Origin of the sequence: Pandoraea sp. XJJ-1 (genome assembly GCF_026802345.1) — a bacterium.
Classification (GTDB): Bacteria; Pseudomonadota; Gammaproteobacteria; order Burkholderiales; family Burkholderiaceae; genus Pandoraea; species Pandoraea cepalis.
This window is the reverse complement of the sequence record NZ_CP113827.1, coordinates 3,015,833-3,033,857: the sequence shown is the minus strand read 5'-3', so window position 1 is coordinate 3,033,857 and position 18,025 is coordinate 3,015,833. Positions and strand designations below refer to the sequence as shown.

The window sequence follows — 18,025 nt, the reverse complement described above, 5'->3', positions numbered from 1 at the left end:
GACGGAAACGGGCGAAGGCGTGAGCATAGCCGCTATATCGGGCCGCACGCTTGTACGTTCTTGCGCTTTGGGCGTGAAGGCGGCTCGACAGTGAAAAGCGGCCACCCGTTGGGTGGCCGCGCATTGTGGCGATGCGGGCCCACGTCAGCCGCTTGCGCGGGCTGACGTGGGCCAAGCGTCACGGGTGCTTGAACATGTCGAGAATGCGCGCTTTCTCGCGAGCGTCGACACCGCCCGGCGACGGGGGCTGACCCTCGGCGGGCGGCGGGGCGGCAGGCGAGGGCGAATTGCTCCCGAAGAACGGCAACGAGAATCCGCTGCTGCTGTCGTCGATCCCGATGCTCGCGACAAACCCGTTGCCCGGCATTTTGCTGGACTCATAAAGCTCGCCGTTCACGACGCTGACCCCTTCGGGCATCGCCATTTGTTGCTCAGGCACGCCGTTGAGCGCCACGCCCATGTACTTGGTCCACACTGGCAACGCCAATTGCGCGCCGAACTCACGGCTACCGAGCGTCTTGGGTTGGTCAAAGCCGAGCCATGCCACGGCAACGAGCGAATGCTGGTAACCGGCGAACCAGCCGTCGAGGGCATCGTTGGTCGTGCCGGTCTTGCCAGCCAGGTCGGTGCGCTTGAGCACGTTCGTGCCCGCGCCGGTGCCGCGTTGCGCCACCGATTGCAGCAGGCTGTTCATGATGTACGCGTTCGGCGCGGAAATCGCGCGGGCGGCGTTTACCCCGGCGACCACCGGCGTGGCCTTGTTGAGCAAGTTGCCGCGCGCGTCGCGAATCTCGCTGATCAGGTACGGGGCGACGCGATACCCGCCGTTCGCGAACACCGCGTAGGCGCCGGCCAGTTGCAGCGGTGTGGTCTGCCCGGCGCCCAGCGCCATCGGCAGATACGGCGGCACCTTGTCGGCGTCGAAGCCGAAGCGCGTGGCGTAATCCTGGGTGTACTGCGTGCCGGCAAACTGCAGCAGACGAATCGCCACAAGGTTCTTCGAGCGTTGCAGCCCTTCGCGCACCGTCATCGGGCCGCTGAAAGCGTCGTCGTCATGCGGATCCCACGCCTGCCCGCCGGTCTGCGCGGGCGGCAGGTTGAGCGGGCCGTCCATCACCATCGTCGCCGGGCTCACGCCTTTCTCGATGGCTGCCGAGTACACCACCGGCTTGAACGTCGAGCCCGGCTGACGCCATGCCTGCGTTGCCCGGTTGAACTTGCTCTGATTGAAGTCGAAGCCGCCGACCAGCGCGCGGATGGCGCCGTCGTCCGGCGAGAGCGAGACGAGCGAGCCTTGCACTTCCGGCAACTGCGTGATGCGCCACTTGCCGCGTGCATCTTTCATTACACGGATGATCGCGCCCGGACGGATGCGGATCTTTTCGCTGGCCTTCGCCGAGAGTGCCGACGCGGCAAAGCCAATGCCGTCGCCGTTGACGACCACGGTGTCGCCCGAGAGCGGCACGGCCGTGACCTGAGACGTGCTGGCGGCCACCACCACGGCGGCGACCAGATCGCCGTTGTCGGGATGTTCGAGCAGCGTGTCTTCGATCGCCTGCTGACGATCGGGCATCGCGGCGGGCAGTTCCACGAAGCCCTCGGGGCCCCGATACGCATGACGGCGCTCGTAGTCGAGCACGCCCATGCGCACGGCTTCGTACGCGGCCTGCTGTTTCTTCGAGTCGAGCGTCGTGATGACGGTCAGGCCGCGGGTGTAGGTGTCTTCCTTGTATTCGTCGTACACGGCCTGACGCACCATTTCGGCGACGTACTCGGCATGCACGTTGTACTCGTTGCCGGACGTGCGCGTGCGGATCGACTCGTGCAGGGCATCTTCGTACTGACTGCGCGAAATGTAGCCCAGATCGAGCATGCGCTTGAGAATGTATTCTTGACGAATCTTCGCGCGTTTCGGATTGACGATCGGGTTGTAGGCCGAAGGCGCCTTGGGCAGGCCAGCCAGCATGGCCGCCTCGCCGAGCGTGATGTCCTTCAGATCCTTGCCGAAATAAATGCGTGCAGCGCTTGCGAAGCCGTAGGCGCGTTGACCCAGATAGATCTGGTTCATGTACAGCTCGAGAATCTTGTCCTTCGACAACGCCGACTCGATCTTGTACGCCAGCAGCATTTCGTAGATCTTGCGCGTGGCCGTCTTCTCGCGCGAGAGGAAGAAGTTGCGCGCGACCTGCATCGTGATCGTACTGGCGCCCTGCGCGGCTCCGCCGTGCAGTACGTCTGAAACACCGGCACGCAGAATACCGATGAAGTCGACGCCGCCGTGATCGTAGAACCGATAGTCCTCGATCGCGAGCACGGCCTTCTTCATGACGTCCGGAATCTGATCGATGGTGACCAGGCTGCGGCGCTCTTCGCCGAATTCGCCGATCAGCACGTTATCGGACGTATAGACCCGCAGCGGTACCTTCGGCCGGTAATCGGTGATGACGTCCAGCGGCGGCAGGTTCGGGCGCATGACGATCAACGCATAGCCAACGAGCAGCGCGCCCACGAGCGCCAAGCCTACCAAAGTGGTAAAGATGACGGCGAGCGTGCCGAAACCGCGTTGACGACCTGGGGCGAGCTGCGAGGCGGCGTGTGCAGACGGCGCCTGGGGCGTGACGACGGGGGACTTGGGAGGCGCCGAATGAGACGGCGCACGAGGCGGCAAACAATGCTTCAAGGACATACCCAACGAAAATTGCAGGATGGGAACAGGCCGGCCGGCCTAGCGCTGCGTGGATCCCCGCCGCGCGGCGAAATCGGAGCAGTATGCCACGCCCGGCGCGAACACGCGCGTTTCGGGCGATCACCCACTCGCCAACGACAATCACGGTGCGCTTCGGCGATCCTGTGCGGGGTCGGCGCACCCAGCGCACCGCTCACCCGCCAGGCCGCACCATACCACGCTAACCGGGGACTCGCCCGATGTGTGACATCGGGCGGGCGATACAACGTCAACCCAAGCGTTTGAGAAAGACCGTCATTTCCTTTTCCGCCTGACGGTCCCCGTGCGCCTGTGCGGCGGCAATCCCACGCGTCCACGCGTCGCGGGCACCCTCGCGATCGCCCGCGCCGTGTCGCGCTTTCCCCAACAGCTTCCACGCGGCCGTGTAGGCCGGATCGAACGCCACGCAACGGGTCAGGTGATCGGCCGCGACCGGGAAGTTCTGCGCATCCAGATAGGCCTTGCCGAGCCCGAAACGCAACAGCGCGTTGTCTTTGCCGGCCGCCAACAGCTTTTCGAGTCCCTCGATCATAATTCGAATATATCAGATGGATATATAAAAAATGTCATAAGATCATGCCCGGTTCCCACGCCATCGGCTTGGTGCGAAAGACTCGGAAAGAGGCTCGTATACCCGCGGGACGCTAAAGTCGGGGTCTCGCCACGCCGATGACATAAATAATACCGGCCCGACAGAGGCCGTACAGGGACCCGAACCCACGACACAAGACGGAGACGACAGTATGTTGCGTAGCTTTTCCATCAAGGCGCGCCTCGGGATGACGATGGCGCTGTTGGCGGCGTTACTGATTCTGTTGGGCGCGCTCGGCATTGCGGGCATGACGCGCACGGGCAACGCGCTTCGCGAGACGTACGCCAATCACCTCGCCGCCACGGTGGCGCTCGGCAAAGACAACGCCACGCTGGCGCGCACCCGCGCCATTCTCGATCGCGTGGTGCTGCATCCGGAATCGCCGGATGGGGACAAGATTGCCACACGTGCACGCGGCATGATCAAGGACGCGAATGCGGCATGGGCCGCCTATCAGGCGTTGCCGCGCGGCCCCGAGGAACAGCGGATGGCCGACGAGGTCGCCGCCCGGCGCGCCACCTTCTTCGAGCAGGGCATGAATCCGATGCTCACCGCCATCGACGCGCGCGATCGTACGGCCATGGACGAGATCACGATGAACGTGCTGCCCAAGCGTTACGCCGAGCTTACGAAGGCCAGTGACGCGCTGGCCGCGTACAAGCTGAAGCTCGGGCACGACACGTACGAAGCGTCGATGGCGGAGCTGGCGGCATTCCGCTGGCTGAGCATCGGCGCAACGGCGCTGGGCGTGCTCATGGCCATCGCCTGCTACTTCTCGCTGCGCGGCGCGATCATGCGGCCGCTTGGCGAAGCACTGGCACATTTCGAGCACATATCGGCAGGACAACTCGACAATCCGGTGCACGCGCGCGGCAAGGACGAAATGTCGATGCTCATGCGCGGTCTCGAGGCGATGCAGTCGCGTCTCGCGGACACGATTCGCGGCGTGCGCCGCAGTTGCGATGCGATGGCGACCGCCACGGCCGAAATCTCGGCGGGCAATACCGACCTGTCGGCGCGCACCGAAGAGCAGGCCGCCTCGCTGGAGGAGACGGCCTCGTCGATGGAGCAACTGACGGCCACGGTCAAGCAGAACGCCGACAACGCACGTCAGGCGAGCCAACTGGCGGTCAATGCGTCGGATATCGCATCGCGCGGCGGCCAGGTGGTGGCGCGGGTGGTCGACACGATGCAGGGCATCTCGACCAGTTCGTCGCAAGTGGTGGACATCATCGGCGTGATCGACGGGATTGCATTCCAGACCAACATCCTCGCGCTCAACGCTGCCGTGGAAGCGGCCCGTGCCGGCGAGCAGGGCCGCGGGTTCGCCGTGGTGGCGGGCGAGGTGCGCACGCTGGCACAGCGCAGTGCCACGGCCGCGCGCGAGATCAAGGCACTCATCGAAACGTCGGCGCAGAAGGTGGCCGACGGCTCGACGCTGGTGGCCGAAGCGGGGCGCACGATGAACGACATCCTGCAAGCCGTGCAGCGCGTGACGGACATCATGGGGGAGATCTCGGCGGCGTCCGACGAGCAGAGCAGCGGCATCGAGCAGGTGAATCGGGCGGTCACGCAAATGGATGCCGTCACGCAGCAGAATGCCGCGCTGGTGGAGCAAGCGGCGGCGGCGGCCGCGTCGCTGGAAGATCAGACACATACGCTTCGCGAGGAAATGGCGCGATTCCGATTGGGCGACGAAAGTCAGGCGAGCGGCGCGGCAAGACGTCCGGCCTTGCATGCCGTGGAAACATCGCCCCTTTCCCTGGCGGCCTGAGCGGTGTGGCCGGTCACCGCCCGTTAGCTCGATGGGGGCGTGGCGTGGGCATGGAATGGGTGTGTTCGTGGCGGCCGTGGGCCGAACCGGGTAACATTGCCCATCTTTTGCTCAGTTGAGGGTGGCGAAGTATGAAGCGAGTGGCGCTGATGGCAGCGGTGGCCGTGCTGGCCGGGGGAGTGGCAGGGTGTGGCCCGGTCAACCAGATGAGCGTGCCCGATCCGGCCGCAGGACGACTGCTCGATCAGGGGACGGGAGCCGATCGCTTCATGGTGCTCAACTGCATTTATCACGGCTGGAGCGAGTTGTCGCCGAACGTCGAATCGACGTCGTACGCCCGTCAGGGGGCCGACCGTGTGCGTGTCTATCGCGGTCAGGGCGCCGACGGCAAAGCCGTCTACAACCCGTACGTCGACGTCATGCAAGGCGGCTTCGGTGCGCGTTTGCAATACTTCGAAGTTCCCGGCAGCCACCTGCCGCGCGACTACGAAAAGACGGTCAGGCGCTGCATGGTGCCGTATTCGGGCAGCAACGACTGACGTTCGGCCGCCTGACGAGGATCGCTCAAGCGCGATCATGAAAAACGCCACGGGAGACCGTGGCGTTTTCGTTGGTGCCGGCGACGAGGCCGGCGAGTGCCTGCAACGGGGCCGCGATGACGGCGCTCAGCCGTGGAAATCCTCGCGCGCTTCGACGACTGCCTTGACCACACCCCGACGCACGAGGAAATCACCGAATTTCTCACCGGCATCGCGCATCTTCGCGTATTGCGCGAAGAGCGGCGTGAGTTCGGCCACGATCTGATCTTCGTTGAGCGATTCCTTGTACAGCTTGTTCAAACGCTGCCCGTGGAAACCCGCGCCGAGGTACAGGTTGTACTTGCCGGCCGATTTGCCAACCAGGCCGATCTCGGCGATGTAGGGACGGGCGCAGCCGTTCGGGCAGCCGGTCGTGCGAATGGTGATCGGTTCGCCTGCAAGCCCCGCATCGTCGAGCACCTTCTCGAGTCGCGTGACCAGGCCGGGCAGGGCGCGCTCGCTCTCGGCCAGCGCGAGACCACACGTCGGGAAGCCGACGCAGGCCATCGAGTGGATGCGCAGCGCACTTTGATGCTTGCCGTCGAGCAGGCCGTATTCCTTCACGAGGGCGTCGATCTGCGGCTTGGCGGCGTCGCTCACGCGTCCAATGATCAGGTTCTGGTTGCCGGTGATGCGGTAATCGCCCTGATGCACCTTCGCGATTTCGCGCAGCCCGGTCATCAGGCGGTAGTCGTCCCAATCCTTCACGCGACCGTTCTGGATGAAGAGCGTGAGATGCCAAAGATCGTCCGCGCCCTTGAGCCAGCCATACTGATCGCCGTTGGTCGTGAACGCAAACGCCCGCTCGGGCGCCAGATCCCAACCGAGATATCGGTTGAGGGTTTCCTTGAACCACGCCACGCCACGGTCGTCGAGGGTGTATTTCAGACGCGCATGCTTGCGATTGCCGCGGTCGCCGAAGTCGCGTTGCACGAGTAGCACCTTCTCGGCGACGTCGACGATGCGATCGGCCGGCGTATAGCCGATGACGGTCGCCGTGCGCGGGTACGTTGCGGCGTCGCCGTGCGTCATGCCCATGCCGCCACCGACCGTCACGTTGAAGCCTTCGAGCTTGCCGTCGTCGCCCACGATGGCGATAAAGCCCAGGTCGTTGGCGTAGAGATCGACGTCGTTGTTCGGCGGTATCGCGATGGCGATCTTGAACTTGCGTGGCAGATAGTGCTTGCCGTAGATCGGCTCGTGATCCTCCTTGCCCGCGCCCAGACGCTTGTCGCCCAGCCAGATCTCGCGATACGCCGTGGTCTGCGGCAACAGGTGCCGATCGATCTTCAGGCACCAGTCGAGCGCCTCGGCATGGGCGGGCGAATGGTGCGGATTGTTCGAGACGAGCGTGTTGCGATTGACGTCGCCGCACGCGGCAATGCTCGTCATCGCAACTTCATCGATGCCCTTGATGAGGGGGCGCAACTGGTGCTTGAGCACGTTGTGATACTGCACCGTCTGCCGCGTGGTCAGGCGAATCGTGTTGCCGCCGTACTTCTGGGCGAGATCGTCGAGCTTGAGCCATTGCTCGGGCGTGCACACGCCGCCCGGCATGCGCAGCCGGATCATGAACTGGTAGGCCGGTTCGAGTTTCTGCTTCTGCCGTTCGCTGCGCAGGTCACGGTCATCCTGCATGTAGGAGCCGTGAAACTTCAGCAATTGGGCGTCCTTCTCGAAGATCGCGCCGGTGAGCGGGTCGGCCAGACCTTCGGCGATGGTGCCGCGCAGGTAGTTGCTGGCGTCCTTGATCTTCTCGACTTCGGAGCGCGGCGCCGTCGAGGCGTCGCCGGCTTGCGTGGGTTGCGTCATGGGCTCGGCTCTATCGGTCAGCGCGGGATGCCGCGCGGGTTTTGTCGGGGTAGACGGCGAAACGCGGTCGGAATCCGCGGCATCCGCGATCAGTACACATCGCGCTGATAACGCTTTTCGCGCTGCAACGTCTTCACATACTCGGCGGCGGCGTCCGGCGTCAGCCCCCCGTGTTGCGTCACGATGTCGATGAGCGCGGTGTTCACGTCGCGCGCCATTGCGTCGGCATCGCCACATACGTACAGGTGCGCACCTTCCTGCAACCAGGCATACAGTTCCTTGCCTTGTTCACGCATGCGGTGCTGTACGTAGACCTTGTCTTGCGTGTCGCGCGAGAACGCGAGGTCGATTTTGGTGAGCGCGCCGTCCTTCACATAGCGTTGCCATTCTCGCTGATAAAGGAAGTCGGTGCGGAAGTTCCGGTCGCCGAAGAAGAGCCAGTTCTTGCCGGGGGCGTCGAGCGCCTGACGTTCCTCGACGAACGCCCGGAATGGGGCAATGCCGGTCCCGGGACCGATCATGATGACCGGTGCGTGGCTATCCTGCGGCAGCTTGAAGTTACGGTTCGCCTCGATATAGATCGGCACCGTCTGTCCTTCGCGGGCGATGTCGGCAAGGTAAGTCGACGCCACGCCGCGACGCGCGCGGCCGTGGCTGTCGTAGCGAACGGCGCCCACGGTGATGTGCACCGCGCCCGGATTGGCGGCCAGACTCGACGCAATCGAGTACAGACGCGGCTGAAGCGTGCGCAGCGTGCCGACGAACTCGGCCGCCTTCACCTTGCGGGCCGGGAACTGGCGCACGACGTCGATCACGTCGCGGCCATGGAGATAGTCGCGCAGTGCCGTTTCGTTGCCCGCGCCAAGCAGGGCCTTCAGTTCGCTGGATTCCGCCAGCGCCGCGTATTTTTCGAGGAACGCGCGCGAGAGCGTTGTGATGTCGTAGGCGCGCAGGAAGGCGTCGCGCAGCGACAGTGTGCGGTCCTGCGTCGTCGTGGTGGCCTGCGGGTCGAGCGCTAACGTGTCGATCAGCGTGTCGACGAGCGCCGCGTCGTTCTGCGCGACCACGCCCAGCGCGTCGCCCGGCTCGTACGTGAGGCCCGAGCCTTCCAGCGAGAGTTCGACGTGATGGACTTCCTTGGAGGAGCCGCGTCCGGAGAGCGTGACGTTCTCGATCACGGCGGCATCGAATGGATGCTTGCGGCTGTATTGGCTCGATGCTGCGGCCGGTGCGATGCTGCTCGCAAGCGCGGCGAGGCTGAAACCTTCCGTCACGCCGGCGCTCTTGCCCGCGGCGGCCGGGGCCGCCACCCGCGACAGCGCTTCGACGGCCTCTTCGACCCAGCGCTCGGCCGGCGCGTCGTAGTCGACGTCGCTGTCGACGCGGGGCACGAGCCGTTGCGCACCCAGCGCGGCCAGCCGTGCGTCGAAGTCCTTGCCGGCCTGGCAGAACTTCTCATAGCTCGAATCGCCCAGGCTGAGGACCGCGAAGCGGGTGCCTTCGAGTTGGGGCGCCTTCGCGCCGTGCAGGAATTCGTAGAAGTCGCGCGCATCGTCGGGCGGCTCGCCTTCGCCTTGTGTCGACACGGCAACGAGCAGCAACTTGTCGTTCTTCAGGCGCGAGGCCTTGTAATCTCCCATCGCGAACAGATCGACCTTGAAGCCTGCGGCGACGGCGCGCGCCTTGGCGTGCTCGGCGACTTCCTGGGCGTGCCCGGTCTGCGAGCCATACAGAATCGTCACCGACGGGGCGGCAGGCCCGGCCGTTGCCGCGACCGGCGCCGGCGCACCGGCGTGTCGCACAGAGTGATTGATGCCCGCGAGAAATCCTCGCACCCAGGCGAGCTGCTCGCCGGAAAGGCCCTCGACCAGTTGGCTGAGCATCTGGGCTTGCTGAGCGGAAAGCGGTGTCGTCTCTTGCATGTCGTTCATGACTCCAGGGGCCGGACCTGGACGGACGCCGTGGCGGGGCCTACCCGTCGGGCGCCCCCAGACAGACCGGCAAGGGGATACTCACCACGATATCGGCTGGCTCTTAGAAATTAAAATAATAAAATTTAATTTTTATATATCTAATTCACATATGAGCATAAGGCGCAGGCGAGCTGGCGCAGCGCGAACCTGCGACGCATGCGGCGGTTACGTCGCAAGTCCCCGTGCGACGGCTTTCCGGGTCGGTGGGCGCTGGGAAAACGTGCTATGCTCCTCGCCGTGATTTATCAGGTCCTTCCAAGCACCACTTGATTCTCGCAATCCGCTAATCGGTCAGGCCGTGTCGCGGAAGGTTTCGTAACCCGCTATTTCTCGAGACACTCGTAGAAAAGGTGAGCGCAAAATGAGTTTGATGGAACAATTCCAAACGAACTCGTACCTCTTCGGCGGCAATGCCCCCTACGTTGAAGAACTGTACGAATCGTATCTAGACAATCCGGCTTCCGTGCCGGACAACTGGCGCCAGTATTTCGACGCGCTGCAAAACGTTCCCGCTGTTGATGGTTCCAACGCCAACGACGTGGCTCACGCCCCGATCGTGGAGTCGTTCGCCCAGCGCGCCAAGGCCAATGCCTTCGTGCCGCGCGCTGGCGCCTCCGACCTGGCCGTGGCCCGCAAGCAGGTGCACGTGCAGTCGCTCGTCGCCGCCTACCGCTTCCTGGGCGCCCGCTGGGCCAATCTGGACCCGCTCAAGCGTCAGGAACGTCCGGCCATTCCGGAACTGGAACCCGCGTTCTACGACCTGACCGAAGCGGATATGGACAGCGTGTACTCGGCCGAGAACACGTACTTCGGTTTCGAACAGGCCAGCCTGCGCGACCTGCTCAAGTCGCTGCGCGACACGTACTGCGGCTCGATCGGCGCCGAGTACATGTACATCAGCGACCCGGTGCAAAAGCGCTGGTGGCAAGAGCGTCTGGAGAAGGTGCGTGCCACGCCCAACTTCACCGCTGAAAAGAAGAAGCACATCCTCGAACGCCTGACCGCCGCTGAAGGCCTCGAGCGTTACCTGCACACCAAGTTCGTCGGCCAGAAGCGCTTCTCGCTCGAAGGCGGCGAATCGTTCATCGTGGCGATGGACGAACTCGTCCACCACGCTGGTGCCAAGGGCGTGCAGGAAATCGTGATCGGCATGGCCCACCGCGGCCGTCTGAACGTGCTGGTCAACACCCTGGGCAAAATGCCGGCGGACCTGTTCGCCGAATTCGAAGGCAAGCACGTCGACGATCTGCCGGCCGGTGACGTGAAGTACCACAAGGGCTTCTCGAGCGACGTTTCGACGGGCGGTGGCCCGGTCCACCTGTCGCTGGCGTTCAACCCGTCGCACCTGGAAATCGTGAACCCGGTGGTCGAAGGCTCGGCCAAGGCACGTATGGACCGTCGTGGCGAAGCCGACGCGGCCAGCGTGCTGCCGGTGCAAGTTCACGGTGACGCCGCATTCGCGGGGCAGGGCGTCGTGATGGAAACGCTGAACCTCGCGCAGACGCGCGGTTACGGCACGCACGGCACGGTGCACATCGTCATCAACAACCAGATCGGCTTCACCACGTCGGATCCGCGTGACGCCCGTTCGACGACGTACTGTTCGGACGTGGTCAAGATGATCGAAGCGCCGGTGCTGCACGTGAACGGCGACGATCCGGAAGCGGTCGTGCTGGCCATGCAACTGGCCCTGGACTTCCGTCAGGAGTTCAAGAAAGACGCCGTCGTGGACATCGTTTGCTACCGCAAGCTGGGCCACAACGAGCAGGACACGCCGGCGGTCACGCAGCCGCTGATGTACAAGAAGATTGCCCAACACCCGGGCACGCGCGCGCTGTACGTCGAGAAGCTGGTCACGCAAGGCGTGATTACAGCCGAGGAAGGCAACGCGTTCGTCGCGGCCTACCGCAAGGCCATGGACGACGGCCACCACACCGTCGACCCGGTGCTCTCGAACTACAAGAGCAAGTACGCGGTCGACTGGGTGCCGTTCCTGAACAAGAAGTGGACCGATGCCGGCGATACGGCCGTGCCGCTGAACGAACTCAAGCGTCTGGCCGAGCGCATCACCACGATCCCGGCGAACTTCAAGGTTCACCCGCTCGTCGAGAAGGTCATCAACGACCGTCGCAAGATGGGCGCGGGCGAGCAGCCGCTCGACTGGGGCATGGGCGAGCATCTGGCCTTCGCCTCGCTGGTCTCGTCGGGCTTCGCTGTGCGCCTGACCGGTCAGGATTCGGGCCGCGGCACGTTCACGCACCGCCACTCGGTGCTGCATGACCAGAACCGCGAGCGTTGGAACGACGGCACCTACGTGCCGCTGCAACACGTGGCCGACGGTCAGGCCACCTTCACGGTGATCGACTCGGTGCTCTCCGAAGAAGCCGTGCTGGGCTTTGAGTACGGTTACTCGACGGCCGAGCCGAACACGATGGTGCTGTGGGAAGGCCAGTTCGGCGACTTCGCCAACGGTGCGCAGGTCGTGATCGACCAGTTCATCTCGAGCGGCGAAGTGAAGTGGGGCCGCGTGTCGGGCCTGACGATGCTGCTGCCGCATGGCTACGAAGGCCAGGGTCCGGAGCACTCGTCGGCGCGTATCGAACGCTACCTGCAACTGTGCGCCGACACGAACATGCAAGTGGTCCAGCCGACCACGCCGGCACAGATCTTCCACCTGCTGCGTCGTCAGATGATCCGCCAGCTGCGCAAGCCGCTGATCGTGTTCACGCCGAAGTCGCTGCTGCGCCACAAGGAAGCCGTGAGCGACCTGTCGGAACTCGCCAAGGGCGGCTTCCAGACGGTGATCGGCGAAACCGATGCTTCGATCGACGCCAAGAAGGTCAAGCGCGTCGTCGCCTGCTCGGGCCGCCTGTACTACGACCTGATCGCCCGCCGTCGTGAAGACAAGTCGACCGACGTTGCGATCGTGCGTGTGGAACAGCTCTACCCGTTCCCGCACAAGGCGTTCGAGAACGAACTGAAGAAATACGAAAACCTTACCGAAGTGGTGTGGGCCCAGGACGAGCCGCAAAATCAAGGTCCGTGGTTCTACATCGAACACCACCTGATCGAAAGCATGAGCGCCGGTCAGAAGCTGGCTTACGCGGGTCGCGCGGCTTCGGCCTCGCCTGCCGCGGGCTACTACGCCAAGCACTACGAACAGCTCAAGCAGCTGCTCGATACGGCTTTCGGTCGCCTCAAGGGCGCGACCGTGGTGCAGTAACCGGTTAGGTCTTACAGCGGTCGTCCTCCCCCTGGGGACGGCCGCTGCCGTATTTCCGAATTGAACGTTTATCGAATCCAGGATCCAGAAATGGCCATTGTTGAAATCAAAGTCCCCCAATTCTCCGAGTCGGTTTCTGAAGGCACGCTGCTCGACTGGAAGAAGAAAGTCGGCGAAGCCATCGCCCAAGATGAAACCGTGATCGAAGTCGAAACCGACAAGGTCGTGCTGGAAGTGCCGGCGCCCGCCGCCGGCGTGCTCGTCGAAGTGACCGCCGCCGCTGGCGACACCGTGACGTCCGAGCAAATCATCGCGAAGATCGACACGGACGCCAAGGCAGGCGCCGCCGCACCGGTCGCTGCCAAGCCGGCAGAAGCCGCCGCGCCGGCCGCTGCCGCCTCGAGCGCGGCGCCCGCCGCCGGTGGCGCATCGGGTGGCATCGCCAGCCCGGCCGCTGCCAAGGTGCTGGCTGAGAAGAACCTGTCGACCACGGACGTGGCCGGCTCGGGCCGAGACGGTCGCGTGACCAAGGGCGACGCCCTGGCCGCTGGCGCCAAGCCGGCTGCCGTCGCATCGTCGATCCCGGCACCGGCCCCGCGCGCCGCGCTGCCGTCGGTGGCCGCTTCGGTGGGCCGCGACACGTCGCTTGAAGGCCGTCCGGAACAGCGCGTGCCGATGTCGCGCCTGCGCGCCCGTATCGCCGAGCGCCTGCTGCAATCGCAACAGACCAACGCCATTCTGACCACGTTCAACGAGGTCAACATGAAGCCGGTGATGGATCTGCGCAACAAGTACAAGGACAAGTTCGAGAAGGAGCACGGCGTGAAGCTGGGCTTCATGTCGTTCTTCGTCAAGGCCGCGGTCCACGCGCTCAAGAAGTACCCGGCCGTGAACGCCTCGATCGACGGTAACGACATCGTCTACCACGGCTACTTCGACATCGGTATCGCGGTCGGTTCGCCGCGTGGCCTGGTGGTGCCGATTCTGCGCAATGCCGACCAGCTGAGCCTGGCCGACATCGAGAAGAAGATCGCCGAATACGGCAAGAAGGCGGCCGACGGCAAGCTGTCGATCGAAGAAATGACCGGCGGTACGTTCTCGATCTCGAACGGCGGTGTGTTCGGTTCGATGCTGTCGACCCCGATCATCAACCCGCCGCAGTCGGCCATTCTGGGCGTGCACGCCACGAAGGACCGCGCGGTCGTGGAGAACGGCGAGATCGTCATCCGCCCGATGAACTACCTGGCCATGAGCTACGACCACCGTATCATCGACGGTCGCGAAGCCGTGCTGAGCCTCGTCGCCATGAAGGAAGCGCTGGAAGATCCGGCGCGCCTGCTGCTCGACCTGTAAGCGATAGCGCGCATTGCGCGGCGCTGCCCGGCCATCTTCGCATGGCCGGCGCGCCGCGCCTCCCCCTGCCGTCTACCTTCAGTGAGTCACAATCAAAATGGCAAAAGAATTTGATGTAGTCGTAATCGGCGCCGGCCCCGGTGGTTATATTGCCGCCATCCGCGCCGCCCAACTCGGTTTCTCGGTCGCTTGCGTCGAGAAATGGACCAACCCGGCCGGCAAGATGGTGCTCGGCGGGACCTGCCTGAACGTGGGATGCATTCCGTCGAAGGCGCTGCTCGCCTCGTCGGAAGAGTTCGAGAAGATCGGTCATCACCTGGCCGATCACGGTATCACCACGTCGGACGTCAAGATCGACATCGAGAAGATGCTCTCGCGCAAGCAGGGTATCGTCGACAAGATGACGGGCGGTATCGAATACCTGTTCAAGAAGAACAAGATCACGTGGCTCAAGGGTCACGGCACGATCATTGCCAAGAACGACGGCGGCTATCAGATCGATGTGAAGGGTGCCGAGGCCGAGTCCGTCACGGCAAAGAACATCATCATCGCTACCGGTTCGAAGGCGCGTCATCTGCCGGGCATGCCGGTCGACAACAAGCTCATCTCGGATAACGAAGGTGCTCTCTCGTTCGACACTGTGCCGAAAAAGCTGGGCGTGATCGGCGCCGGCGTGATCGGTCTGGAACTGGGTTCGGTATGGCGCCGCCTGGGTGCCGAAGTCACCGTGCTCGAAGCCATGCCGGAATTCCTGGCGGCGGCCGATGCCGGCGTTGCGAAGGAAGCGGCCAAGCAGTTCAAGAAGCAGGGACTGGACATCAACGTCGGCGTGAAGGTCGGCGAGGTCAAGACCGGCAAGAACAACGTCACGATCAGCTACACGGACAAGGACGGCAACGCCAAGACGCTCGACGTCGATCGTCTGATCGTGTCGGTCGGCCGCGTGCCGAACACCGATGACCTCGGCCTGGGCAACATTGGTTTGGCGACCGATGAGCGCGGCTTCATTCCGGTGGACGACCACTGCCGTACCAAGCTGCCGAACGTGTACGCGATCGGCGACGTGGTGCGTGGCCCGATGCTCGCGCACAAGGCCGAAGACGAAGGCGTGCTGGTGGCGGAAGTCATCGCTGGCCAGAAGCCGCACATCGACTACAACTGCATTCCGTGGGTGATCTACACGTCCCCGGAAATTGCCTGGGTCGGCAAGACCGAGCAGCAATTGAAGGCCGAAGGCCGTGAGTTCAAGCCGGGTCAGTTCCCGTTCGCGGCCAACGGCCGTGCGCTGGGCATGGGCTCGTCGGACGGTTTCGTGAAGGTGCTGGCCGATGCCAAGACCGACGAGATCCTCGGCGTGCACGTGATCGGCCTGAACGCTTCGGACCTGATTGCCGAAGCCGTGGTGGCGATGGAGTTCAAGGCGGCGTCGGAAGACATCGGCCGTATCTGTCATCCGCACCCGTCGCTGTCGGAAGTGATGCGTGAAGCCGCCCTCGATGTCGAGAAGCGCGCGCTGAACAAGTAAGTCGCTTTACGCTGACAGTACGATCAAAGGCGAGGCAACTCGCCTTTGTTTTTTCCCCGATTTCCTCTGCCCCCCGGCCGGTCGCCGCACCGCATGAACGTTCGCGAATACTATCAACAGGAACTGGCCGCGCGCGGCTACGAGCCCGATGAGGCGCAGGAGCGCGCCGTCGAGCGTCTGCAACAGTGCTACGACGAATGGGCGGCATACAAGGCCAGGCGTTCGAGCACCCTCAAGAAGTGGCTCGTGCATCCCGATCTGCCCAAGGGCGTGTATCTGTGGGGCGGGGTGGGCCGTGGCAAGAGCTTCCTGATGGACAGCTTCTACTCGGTGGTGCCGCTGCAGCGCAAGACGCGTCTGCATTTCCACGAGTTCATGCGTGAGGTGCATCATCAGTTGCAGGCGCTCAAGGGGCAGCCCGATCCGCTCGACGAATTGGCCAAACGCATCGCCAAGCGGTATCGCCTGATCTGCTTCGACGAATTCCACGTCTCCGATGTGGCCGACGCCATGATCCTTCACCGCCTGCTTGCCGAGCTGTTCAAGAACGGCGTGCAGTTCGTGATGACGTCGAACTATCGTCCCGACACGCTGTACCCGGACGGCTTGCATCGTGATCGCGTGCTGCCTGCGATCCGGCTGCTTGAAGAGAAGCTTGACGTGCTCAATGTCGACGCCGGCATCGACTATCGACGCCGCACGCTGGCGCAGGTGCAGGTCTATCACTATCCCCTTGGCAACGAGGCGAATCGAGCGCTGCGTGCGGCGTTTGCCGAGATCGCCGGGGTTCCCGACGAGAGCCCGGTGCTGCATATCGAGCAGCGCGAGCTGAAGGCCCTGCGTCGCGCGGGCGGCGTGGTGTGGTTCAACTTCCATATGTTGTGCGGGGGCCCACGTTCGCAGAACGACTATCTCGAACTGGCCAACCGCTTCCACACCGTCGTGCTATCGGACGTGCCGAAGATGACGCCGCGCATGGCGTCGGAGGCGCGCCGCTTCACATGGCTCGTCGACGTTTTCTACGACCACAAGGTCAAGCTGCTGATGTCGGCGGAAGTCGCGCCCGAGGAGTTGTACGTGGAGGGCACGCTCGCTAACGAGTTTGCTCGGACGGTGTCGCGTCTGGTGGAGATGCAGTCATTGGAATATCTTGAAGCTCCGCGTCGCGTGGTGGATACGTCGCTCACCTGAGCGTTGCGCGCGGCGTGTAGACCGCTCGCGGGTTTGCGCTCAGCGTGAACGCGTGCCGCGATCGCCATGATCGCGCCCACGCGGGGCGTCGGCGGGCGGTGGCGGGGGCGCTTGCCGCTGTTCGCGCAGATGGTTGTAGATGTCGCCGCGCAAGTCGCCCTGCGGCCGTACGGCCTGAGGCGGCGGCCGTGACGGTTCAGGCCGTGCGCCGCCGCGGTGATTGCCGCGTCCGTCGGGGCGCTCGGCGCCCTGTGCAAACCAACTCTGGAAAAACCGGCTGTTCGACCACGGATGTGCCGTTGCGCCATGGGCGGTGACGGCCAGCATGACGCAACACGTCATCCGGACAAGTCGGGCGAGCCGCATGGTGCCACCTCCTTGTCGGTTGAACTGCCGCGTACCCTGCACGTACCATGCTCTGCCGAGTGGGCGAGCGCCGGAACGTGTCACGTATTTGCGGCCACGTTTCCAGAGTAAAAGGGCGCGGCGTCGCTTGCTGTAAAGATTTGTAAAGCAATGTAAGCCAGCAGGGGAGAGTTGCAGTACGTCGCCTACCATGCGCAGTTTGATTGACGGAGTTTTGCCATGCGTAAGCTGTCAAGGATCGCGATATCCCTCGGGGCACTGATTGTCGTGCTGGGTCTACTTTTCGGCACGCCGTATTACACGTTGTGGCGGGCGCGCGACGCGGCCGATGCGCGCGATGCGGCGGCGCTGTCGTCGTACGTCGACTATCCGGCCGTGCGTGAAAGCCTGAAAACGAGTCTTCACGACGAACTCTCGCGTCAGATGGACAAGCAGCGTGGCAACGCCTTCGGGGCCCTTGCCCTCGCGCTCGGTGGGTGGGTGTCGGATCGCGTTGTGGAGGCGTTGCTCACGCCGGAAGCGGTGGCGGCCATGCTGCGGGGTGACAGCACCGGATTGCCGCCAGCGCCCGGAGCGCCCGCGCCGCGCGATGCGGCACCGCAGGCGCAGGACAGCGCCCCGCTGGCGGCTCCGCCGGCCGCAGCCGACCCCTATGCCGCCAACTTGCCCGACGCGCGCTCAGGTGATGCGTCGCCGTCGTCGGGCAACACACCGCCGCGCACCACCACGCGGACCGAGTTTCAGGACTTCAATCATTTCCTTGTCCATGTGTCGCGCAGCGACCGTCCGACGCGCATCGTGACGTTCACGCTGACGCGACGCAATCTCGTGCAGTGGCGTCTGACCGCGATTGCCTTGCCGCCGTTGTAATCGTCGACGGCGGGCGGGCGCTCGGCGCGCGCGGCGATTTCGG

Annotated in this window: 12 protein-coding genes and 1 pseudogene; 8 read left to right on the top strand and 5 right to left on the bottom strand. The window is 64.1% G+C overall.

Going from position 1 to position 18,025, the window contains the following annotated elements:
• Window positions 1-178: 178 nt before the first annotated feature.
• Window positions 179-2,686 carry a penicillin-binding protein 1A gene (locus OYT13_RS13700; RefSeq protein ID WP_083902263.1) on the bottom strand — a complete coding sequence of 836 codons (2,508 nt, stop codon included), beginning with the start codon at window positions 2,684-2,686 and terminating at the stop codon, window positions 179-181.
• A gap of 268 nt (window positions 2,687-2,954) precedes the next feature.
• A complete protein-coding gene (locus tag OYT13_RS13695; protein ID WP_017233364.1) occupies window positions 2,955-3,257 on the bottom strand; it encodes a hypothetical protein in 303 nt (100 codons plus the stop codon).
• 253 nt (window positions 3,258-3,510) lie between these two features.
• Between OYT13_RS13695 and OYT13_RS25285 the strand changes: the two are divergent.
• The 3 genes and pseudogenes from OYT13_RS25285 to OYT13_RS13680 all read left to right on the top strand — a co-directional run.
• A pseudogene (locus OYT13_RS25285) lies at window positions 3,511-3,954 on the top strand (Tar ligand binding domain-containing protein); the annotation flags it as partial.
• A gap of 57 nt (window positions 3,955-4,011) precedes the next feature.
• Entirely contained in the window at window positions 4,012-5,091 is a 1,080-nt protein-coding gene (locus OYT13_RS25175; RefSeq protein WP_442796495.1) for a methyl-accepting chemotaxis protein, read from the top strand.
• A 131-nt stretch (window positions 5,092-5,222) separates the two neighbouring features.
• Complete coding sequence (locus OYT13_RS13680; RefSeq protein ID WP_017233366.1) at window positions 5,223-5,630, top strand: hypothetical protein; 408 nt, start codon at window positions 5,223-5,225, stop codon at window positions 5,628-5,630.
• A gap of 126 nt (window positions 5,631-5,756) precedes the next feature.
• Here OYT13_RS13680 and OYT13_RS13675 read toward each other — a convergent pair whose 3' ends face one another.
• Both OYT13_RS13675 and OYT13_RS13670 read right to left on the bottom strand, forming a co-directional pair.
• Window positions 5,757-7,481 carry an NADPH-dependent assimilatory sulfite reductase hemoprotein subunit gene (locus tag OYT13_RS13675; RefSeq protein WP_017233367.1) on the bottom strand — a complete coding sequence of 575 codons (1,725 nt, stop codon included), beginning with the start codon at window positions 7,479-7,481 and terminating at the stop codon, window positions 5,757-5,759.
• A gap of 89 nt (window positions 7,482-7,570) precedes the next feature.
• On the bottom strand, window positions 7,571-9,412 hold the full coding sequence (locus tag OYT13_RS13670) for an assimilatory sulfite reductase (NADPH) flavoprotein subunit (RefSeq protein ID WP_268566385.1): 1,842 nt from the start codon (window positions 9,410-9,412) through the stop codon (window positions 7,571-7,573).
• 403 nt (window positions 9,413-9,815) lie between these two features.
• Here OYT13_RS13670 and OYT13_RS13665 point away from each other — a divergent pair, with 403 nt between their 5' ends.
• The 4 genes from OYT13_RS13665 to zapE all read left to right on the top strand — a co-directional run bounded on the left by OYT13_RS13665 (window position 9,816) and on the right by zapE (window position 16,746).
• Complete coding sequence (locus OYT13_RS13665; protein ID WP_085982684.1) at window positions 9,816-12,677, top strand: 2-oxoglutarate dehydrogenase E1 component; 2,862 nt, start codon at window positions 9,816-9,818, stop codon at window positions 12,675-12,677.
• Window positions 12,678-12,767: 90 nt separating this feature from the next.
• On the top strand, window positions 12,768-14,030 hold the full coding sequence (gene odhB, locus OYT13_RS13660) for a 2-oxoglutarate dehydrogenase complex dihydrolipoyllysine-residue succinyltransferase (RefSeq protein WP_261938441.1): 1,263 nt from the start codon (window positions 12,768-12,770) through the stop codon (window positions 14,028-14,030).
• Between the two features lie 97 nt (window positions 14,031-14,127).
• Window positions 14,128-15,555, top strand: a complete 1,428-nt coding sequence (gene lpdA, locus OYT13_RS13655) for a dihydrolipoyl dehydrogenase (RefSeq protein ID WP_017231547.1) — start codon at window positions 14,128-14,130, stop codon at window positions 15,553-15,555.
• A gap of 93 nt (window positions 15,556-15,648) precedes the next feature.
• The gene (gene zapE / locus OYT13_RS13650; protein WP_017231548.1) at window positions 15,649-16,746 is read left to right on the top strand and encodes a cell division protein ZapE; all 1,098 of its coding nucleotides are present in this window, start codon (window positions 15,649-15,651) and stop codon (window positions 16,744-16,746) included.
• Window positions 16,747-16,785: 39 nt separating this feature from the next.
• Here the strand turns inward: zapE and OYT13_RS13645 are convergent, their stop codons facing one another.
• Window positions 16,786-17,112, bottom strand: a complete 327-nt coding sequence (locus tag OYT13_RS13645; protein ID WP_268566384.1) for a hypothetical protein — start codon at window positions 17,110-17,112, stop codon at window positions 16,786-16,788.
• A gap of 219 nt (window positions 17,113-17,331) precedes the next feature.
• Here OYT13_RS13645 and OYT13_RS13640 point away from each other — a divergent pair, with 219 nt between their 5' ends.
• The gene (locus OYT13_RS13640) at window positions 17,332-17,982 is read left to right on the top strand and encodes a DUF2939 domain-containing protein (RefSeq protein WP_017231550.1); all 651 of its coding nucleotides are present in this window, start codon (window positions 17,332-17,334) and stop codon (window positions 17,980-17,982) included.
• Window positions 17,983-18,025: the final 43 nt, after the last annotated feature.